This is a genomic window from Candidatus Brocadia sapporoensis (assembly GCF_001753675.2).
Lineage (GTDB): Bacteria > Planctomycetota > Brocadiia > Brocadiales > Brocadiaceae > Brocadia > Brocadia sapporoensis.
In genome coordinates this window covers 1-7,586 of sequence record NZ_MJUW02000051.1, presented here as the reverse complement: position 1 = coordinate 7,586, position 7,586 = coordinate 1, and the positions used below count along the sequence as shown (strand labels likewise).

7 protein-coding genes are annotated in these 7,586 nt (G+C 41.3%); all 7 read left to right on the top strand.

The features are described 5' to 3' along the window. The first annotated feature begins 316 nt into the window (after nucleotides 1-316). The 7 genes from BIY37_RS04415 (at nucleotide 317) to BIY37_RS04390 (ending at nucleotide 7,280) form a co-directional block, all read left to right on the top strand. On the top strand, nucleotides 317-1,618 hold the full coding sequence (locus BIY37_RS04415; protein WP_070066625.1) for a nucleotide sugar dehydrogenase: 1,302 nt from the start codon (nucleotides 317-319) through the stop codon (nucleotides 1,616-1,618). Beyond that, nucleotides 1,615-3,189, top strand: a complete 1,575-nt coding sequence (locus BIY37_RS14125; RefSeq protein ID WP_070066624.1) for a Gfo/Idh/MocA family oxidoreductase — start codon at nucleotides 1,615-1,617, stop codon at nucleotides 3,187-3,189. Before BIY37_RS04415 ends, BIY37_RS14125 begins: the two co-directional genes overlap by 4 nt. 67 nt (nucleotides 3,190-3,256) lie before the next feature. Further along, a complete protein-coding gene (locus BIY37_RS04405; protein ID WP_070066623.1) occupies nucleotides 3,257-4,501 on the top strand; it encodes a DegT/DnrJ/EryC1/StrS family aminotransferase in 1,245 nt (414 codons plus the stop codon). A gap of 179 nt (nucleotides 4,502-4,680) precedes the next feature. After that, nucleotides 4,681-5,769 (top strand): non-hydrolyzing UDP-N-acetylglucosamine 2-epimerase, encoded by a 1,089-nt coding sequence (gene wecB, locus BIY37_RS04400; RefSeq protein ID WP_070066622.1) that lies wholly within the window; start codon nucleotides 4,681-4,683, stop codon nucleotides 5,767-5,769. A 274-nt stretch (nucleotides 5,770-6,043) separates the two neighbouring features. After that, nucleotides 6,044-6,181, top strand: a complete 138-nt coding sequence (locus BIY37_RS13400; RefSeq protein ID WP_179129284.1) for a hypothetical protein — start codon at nucleotides 6,044-6,046, stop codon at nucleotides 6,179-6,181. 510 nt (nucleotides 6,182-6,691) lie between these two features. Further along, nucleotides 6,692-7,012, top strand: coding sequence for a DUF7718 family protein (locus BIY37_RS04395; RefSeq protein WP_070066621.1), 321 nt, complete (start codon nucleotides 6,692-6,694; stop codon nucleotides 7,010-7,012). Beyond that, nucleotides 7,005-7,280 carry a DUF5647 family protein gene (locus BIY37_RS04390; protein WP_070066620.1) on the top strand — a complete coding sequence of 92 codons (276 nt, stop codon included), beginning with the start codon at nucleotides 7,005-7,007 and terminating at the stop codon, nucleotides 7,278-7,280. The genes BIY37_RS04395 and BIY37_RS04390 overlap by 8 nt, the downstream gene beginning before the upstream one ends. The last annotated feature ends 306 nt before the right edge of the window (nucleotides 7,281-7,586 follow it).

The following is a 7,586-nucleotide window of genomic DNA, read 5'->3' as shown; positions in this document are numbered from 1 at the left end:
GATATGCTATAATAATGACATCCCTTCGGGATTACAGAATCAATATTTTGTTCACTCATAGTGTTTGTGAACGAAAGTACGCTGAATAGTTACAAAAAGTAAAAGTTTTGTTATTTAAAAAACTCTCTGTATGAATAATGTTGACGTGTAGGGGTAGGCTTTAAACCTGCCCCTGCACTGCATGGAATAGCCGGTTTTTATTGGAAATTTTTAAAAAACTAAATGGTTACCAAAAAAGAAAGATTTTATACGGTAATACTATAGAGATACGTTTTCTTCAGATTATGTAAAAACACTTTTGAGGAGCTTACTGGATATGGACTTGATTGAAAAGATTGAATCGAAAAAGGCGAATATTGGAATCATCGGACTTGGCTACGTGGGCTTGCCCCTTGCGATGGAATTCTGTAAGGCTGGGTTTACGGTCGTCGGTTTCGACATTGATGATAAAAAAGTAGAGCTACTCAGGCAGGGCAAAAGCTACATAAAGCATATTGACGATTCGCGGATTGCGGACAATGGATCGCGATTCTCCCCCACAAGTGATTTCTCCAAACTATCTGCGATGGATTGTATTATCATCTGTGTCCCCACCCCTCTCAACAGGAATCGCGAACCGGATATGACGTATGTCTTTAATACCACAAAAATCATAGCAAAATACTTGCAAAAGGGGCAGCTTATTGTCCTCGAATCAACGACCTATCCGGGCACTACAGATGAAGACATGAAAAAGATACTTGAAGAAAAAGGCTCAAAGGCAGGAGAGGATTTTTGTCTTGCCTTTTCACCCGAAAGGGAAGACCCGAACAGGAAAGACTTCTCTACTTCAACGATTCCAAAGGTAGTGAGTGGTTACACGAAGAAATGCCTCGCAGCAACCAAAGCGCTTTATGATTCAATAGTTATTAAGACAATTCCCGTGTCCTCAATTAAAGTAGCTGAAGCGACAAAACTTCTTGAAAATATCTATAGATCCGTAAATATAGCGCTTGTGAACGAACTTAAAATGCTCTTTGACAGGATGGGGATCGATGTGTGGGAGGTCATAGAGGCGGCAAAGACAAAACCCTTTGGATTCCAGGCATTTTATCCAGGTCCTGGTCTTGGAGGTCACTGCATTCCCATTGACCCATTTTATCTGACCTGGAAGGCAAGGGAATATGAATTTACTACTCGTTTTATTGAACTTGCCGGTGAGATAAACACCCAGATGCCATATTACGTAGTCCAGAAAACGGCAGATGCGCTCAATGAAAGGGGGAGAACGATAAAAGGCGCAAAAATATTAATCCTGGGGATTGCGTACAAAAAAAATGTGGACGATATGAGAGAATCGCCATCGTTAAAACTCCTGGAACTGTATAAGGAAAAGGGCGCCGTGGTGGACTATAATGACCCGTATATACCGGAGATACCAAAACTCAGACATTACAACCTGGACATGAAATCCATTCCGCTGAGCAACGATACGGTTACGTCATATGATGCAGTGGTTCTATCCACGGATCATTCAGACTATGATTACCAGTGGCTCTATGCGCATGCAAGACTCATCATTGACACGCGCAACGCCATGGGGGTTTCCCTGAATGACCGTAAGGTGGTGAAGGCATGATAAATGTAGCGGTCGTTGGCGCTGGTTACTGGGGAAAAAATTTGCTGCGTAATTTTAACGAACTCGGCGCATTGTATGCAATTTGTGAGAGCGATCCCGGGAATTCCAATCTTACTCCGTATACCGGAGCAAAGCTGTATACAGAATACCGCAACCTTCTGTCCGATAAGAAAGTTCAGGCAGTTGCCATTTCAGCGCCGGCCGTGATGCATTATGAAATGGTGAAAAATGCCCTTGATGTGGGGAAGGACGTCTACGTTGAAAAACCTCTTGCACTTACGGTAAAGGAAGGTGAAGAACTCGTGATGCTTGCGGAGAATAAAAACAGGATTCTCATGGTAGGTCACATTCTTCAATACCATCCGGCGGTTATTAAATTAAAAGAACTTATATCAACTGGCCAACTCGGCAAGATTCAGTATATCTACTCCAACAGATTGAATATTGGAAAACTCAGGACAGAGGAAAATATCCTGTGGAGCTTTGCGCCGCACGACATATCGGTAATCCTGGCGCTTCTTGGTGAAGAGCCCCAGCACGTTTCAGCCTTTGGAGGAGATTACCTTAATCGGGGGATTTATGACACCACGTTGACTACCCTTGATTTCAGGAACGGTGTAAAAGCACATATCTTCGTGAGCTGGATACACCCCTACAAGGAGCAGAAATTGATTGTCGTTGGTTCCAGGGCTATGGCTGTCTTTGATGACGTAAGTAATGAAAAATTGTTTATGTATCCGCACAGGATAGAATGGAAAGACGGCAAGATCCCTATTGCCCAGAAGGCTGATTATCAGGTGATACCCATAGAACCAGGGGAACCATTAAAGAATGAATTAAGCCATTTTATACAATGTGTAACGGAACGAAAGAGACCGCAGACGGATGGTGCGGAGGGATTGCGTGTCTTGAGGGCGCTCGAAGCAGCCGAAAAATCCGTATCAGAATCCAAACGCAACGAGCCTGCAATTCCACCATTCAACCGCTCAACTTTGCAACCCTATTTTGTCCACGAAAGCGCATATGTTGATGATGGCGCTGAGATTGGAGCAGGGACAAAGGTATGGTTTTTTTCACATATTTTGAAAGGTTCCAGGGTTGGAAAGAATTGTATAATCAGTCAGAATGTAATGATAGGTCCCGATGCAGAAGTAGGCAACCGATGTAAAATCCAAAATAATGTGTCTGTATATACAGGGGTAAAGCTCGAAGATGAGGTGTTTTGTGGTCCTTCGTGTGTGTTCACCAACGTCTATAATCCCAGGGCATTCATAGAAAGGAAACATGAATTCAAGCAGACCCTGGTGAAAAGAGGAGCAACCATCGGGGCAAATGCTACGATAGTGTGTGGAATTACCGTTGGCAGGTATGCAATGATCGGTGCGGGCGCCGTGGTAAAAAGGGACGTGCCGGATCATGCAATTGTTGCCGGGGTGCCGGCTAAACAGGTCGGTTGGGCATGCAAATGCGGAACGACATTGAAGTTTAACAACGAGCATGCGCTGTGTGCCTATTGTGGAAATGAATATCAACTCAATGATGGAATACTAACCACCGATGAATACCAATGAATACGGATATGAACAAAAGTATTCTTTCGTGCTCATCGTTGTCCATGGTTACTAAAGGAGGAAAAAAATGAAACAAATACCGATGTTGGATTTGCAGCTTGAGTATCAATATATGAAGACTGATATTGATACTGCAATTAAAAGATGCCTCGATCATCAGAAGTGGATACTTGGTCCGGAGGTAAAGGAACTCGAAGATACCATCGCAAAATTTCTTGGCGTTAAACACTGTATAGGAGCGTCTTCCGGCACAGAAGCCCTTGTCCTTTCTTTAAGAGCGCTGGCAATAAAACTCAAGGGACAGGAATACTTCGATGAAACCGACGAAATTATTACCACCCCTTTTACCTTTACCGCAACCGGCGACGCCATCTTACGCGCAGGCGCAACTCCCGTCTTTGTCGACATCGATCCTGCTACCTATAACATCAATCCCATAAAGACCCGTGAGTACCTAACTCAAAACTTGAAACTCAAAACTCAAAACTCTTCCAACATCGTAGGTATCATCCCCGTCCATCTTTACGGCCAGTCCTGTAACATGGACGAAATCATGAAGATTGCCAGGGAATACAACCTCTTTGTCCTTGAAGATGTAGCTCAGGCCTTTGGCGGCACGTGGAATGGTCCGACAGTGCCTGCCGTGGGTTTGTCGAAGGGCTCACGGCAAAAACTCGGCTCATTCGGTACGACGGGCGCCTTTAGTTTTTTCCCATCAAAGAATCTTGGTGGGTTTGGTGACGGCGGCATGGTATCAACAAATGACGATGAACTTGCCGAGCTTATGGGCATGCTGCTAAAACACGGTGGAAAAGACAAATACAATGTCGACCATATTGGCTATAATGCCAGACTCGACACCCTCCAGGCGGCCATCCTTCTGGCAAAGTTTAAATACATCGATGAGTTCAATGAACGCAGACGAAAAATAGCAGAAATTTATAACCGCGAACTTTCTAACGTTAGTGGCATTGTGCTGCCTGTTAACTGCTCAACGACACAGCCAGATGACAAGGGAACTTCACGGAATCACGATGGACATGTTTACCATCAATACACCATCCGCATTCTCAATAAGAGAAGGGATGCCTTGCAGAAGCATCTTAAGGAAAAGGGAATTGACACCATGGTCTATTATCCCGTTCCGCTTCATAAAATGCGGGTATTTGACGGAAGGTATAAAATGAATGGTGATTTAACAGAAAGTGAAAAGGCAGTCCGTGAAGTTCTAAGCTTGCCCATGGAGCCGTTAATGAGCGAAGAAGCGATCTCATGTATTATTCATACAATCAAAAAATTCTATCACGAATAGTCGAGAAAAGTGAGAAAATCAGATTGTTCACAAACCCTGGACGCTAAATTTAACAGAATAAAGGTGGGAATGTCCCAGCATAGTACCGTTACGCATTTTACTAAAAAAATTTTCAGAATTTGTCTTTCTCCGTGTATTCGATGTCTTTGTGGGGAAACTTCTTTAACAGGCTAAAAGACATGAAAATTATAACAATCGTTGGCGCCCGTCCGCAATTTATAAAGGCTGCTGCAGTCAGCAGGGAGATTTCAAAGCGCCCTGAGATTAATGAAATCATTATTCATACCGGGCAGCACTTCGACAAAAACATGTCCGACGTCTTTTTTGAGGAGATGCAGATACCAACGCCGCGGTATCGTTTGAATATCAACTCCCTGAATCACGGCGCTATGACAGGCAGGATGCTGGAAGGAATTGAGCCCGTCCTTTTGAAAGAAAAGCCGGACTATGTCCTGGTATATGGCGATACCAACACCACCCTTGCGGGTGCATTGGCAGCCAAAAAACTTCACATCCGTGTGGTGCATATTGAAGCGGGACTGAGAAGTTATAACATGAAAATGCCGGAAGAGATAAACAGAATCCTTACTGACAGAATAAGCGATATCCTCTGTTGTCCAACGGACAAAGCCATAGAGAATTTGAAACGAGAGGGATTTGAACATTTACCCTGTCAGGTTGTCATGACCGGCGACGTTATGCAGGATGCAGCCTGGTATTATCGAGAGGTATCCGCAAACAAAAGCAACATAATGAACGAACTCGGTTTGGCGGGGGAGGATTTTTTATTATGTACGATCCATCGTGCAGAAAACACCGATGATGTTGGAAGATTGACGAATATTGTTAATGCCCTGAACGAAATTGCCTTAGAATTAGAAGTCATACTCCCTCTCCATCCGCGAACGAAAAAAATTATTAACTCCATGAACATAAACCACAGAACTGAAAACTTAAAGCTTATCGATCCGGTAAGTTATTTTGACATGATAGAACTCCTGAAGTATACCAGGATGGTCCTGACAGATAGCGGCGGCGTGCAAAAAGAGGCATTTTTCTTTGCAAAACCGTGCATAACCCTAAGGGATGAAACTGAATGGGTAGAACTGGTTGACAAAGGATTTAACAGACTCGCTGGTGCAGAAAAGGAAAAGATATTAAATGTTTATCATGAGATGAAAGATGAAAAGATTGATTTTCATGTTGATCTATATGGAAATGGACAGGCGGGTAAAAATATAATAAATACCATTAAGAACCATCATTAAATTCCTCTTCACATTGTTGAAACGTAATATTTTGCGTCTCTATGTTCAAATAAATACTGTATGAGAGGTTTGCTATACCAACAATTGAAAAAAGGGTGGATCGTCTTGAAAGCGTGAGAATGTAATAAATAGTGCAAACAGAAAGAGGATATAATTAATGGCATGGCGGGAATGGGAATACATGGATATATTGAACTTTGATGAGATAAATGTGTCAACAGACAAGCGATAATTGTCTCTGTGGTTAGATTCTTGGCGTTCTTAGCGGCTTGGCGTGAAACAAGGCGATGCCCCGGCTACTTATGCAGATGTTGATGTTTTGATAAAAGACGCTGGTTTCAAGCAAGATGCACCCGTTGAAACTGGTATGAAACATTTTGTAGAATGGAATAATTCATATTATGGCAAATGATACATTATTGAAACCCTAAAACATTTAATATGAGTAAAATCCTTGTGTGGCTAATTTATTACGTTAATCCATGAATCTTGAACCATGTATTACAAAATTCTTTCTTTGTGCCCTCTGTGTCCTCTGTGGTAAAAATAATCCATCACGCAGAGGCGCAAAGATCGCAAAGAAATTTTAAATTGTGAATAAAGACCCTTTTTATATTTTTTCCTTGGCGTGCTTAGCGGCTTGGCGAGAGAAAAGAAAGATGCCTCACGCAGAGACGCAAAGTGCGCAAAGAAATTCTCAATTATGAACAAAGCCCCTTTTGCTTTTTCTTCATCAAAGAAAAGAGAGCATTAGTGAATACATTATCCATAACGCAGCAAAGCCGCAACCAAGTCCCCCTTAGAAAAGGGGGATTCAGGGGGTTGTTTCTCCATATCAAAGAGGGACATTGGGGGTTGTCAAAAGTTAAACATCCCGGAACACTTCATTGAAAAACTAAAGATAGAGGATTAATAACCTATAATGTCAAATAAAAAAACTGAATATGTAATCAGAATAGGTCATTTAGACAGATACAGACATTTGCATATTTCAGAGAAGGGAAAGATAATATATTTTAGAATTCAATATGAAACAAAAGTCGGAAATACATGGTATCCTGTTGTTAGATATGACACTGCTCATGGTTATGCTCATAGAGATATTTTAAATATAAGGGGAGTTATTAAGAAAACGCCTTTGTTTAATCAAAATTATAACGATGCACTAACCTTTGCAGAAAATGATTTGAAATCCAACTGGCAGTATTATAAAAAGAGATTTTTGGAGGAAGAAAATGGATAACGAGAAAAAAATGATAGAAAGAAATATTGAATTAAGTGCGGAGTTTAGCCGGTATTTATTTGAACATCCTGAAATAGAAAATACTATTCCTATAAATGCCGAAATTATTCTGTTACCCGAATTTGATCAGGAACTAAAAGAATTCAACCTCAAGATAGGTAAAAATATAGAAGCCGAAGGTGGTAAAGTAATATATATAAAAATAATAAATATACGTCCTAAAACACTATCAAGAATAGAGAAAATTGAATTAGAATCTGTAGTATAATGTAAACAATTTAAATCTGTATTACAAATTTATAAAACCTTGCTTTCCCTATTTCCATGAGGACAGGTTTTTAGCAAAAATTATTAATCTGTTTAATCTGCGTAATCCGTGAATATATTTTGGTTGTGGCTACGCTACTCCTTGTCTCTGTGGTGAACTTCTTGGCGTCCTTTGCGGCTTGACAAGAGACCCTAAACCTTGAACCCTGTATTCTATGTTTTTCTCTGTGTCCTCTGTGGTGAATATTATGTCTGATTTAAATTTAACCCCTGAAGAACAATTCATCCTCACCTGTCTCCGCACGGA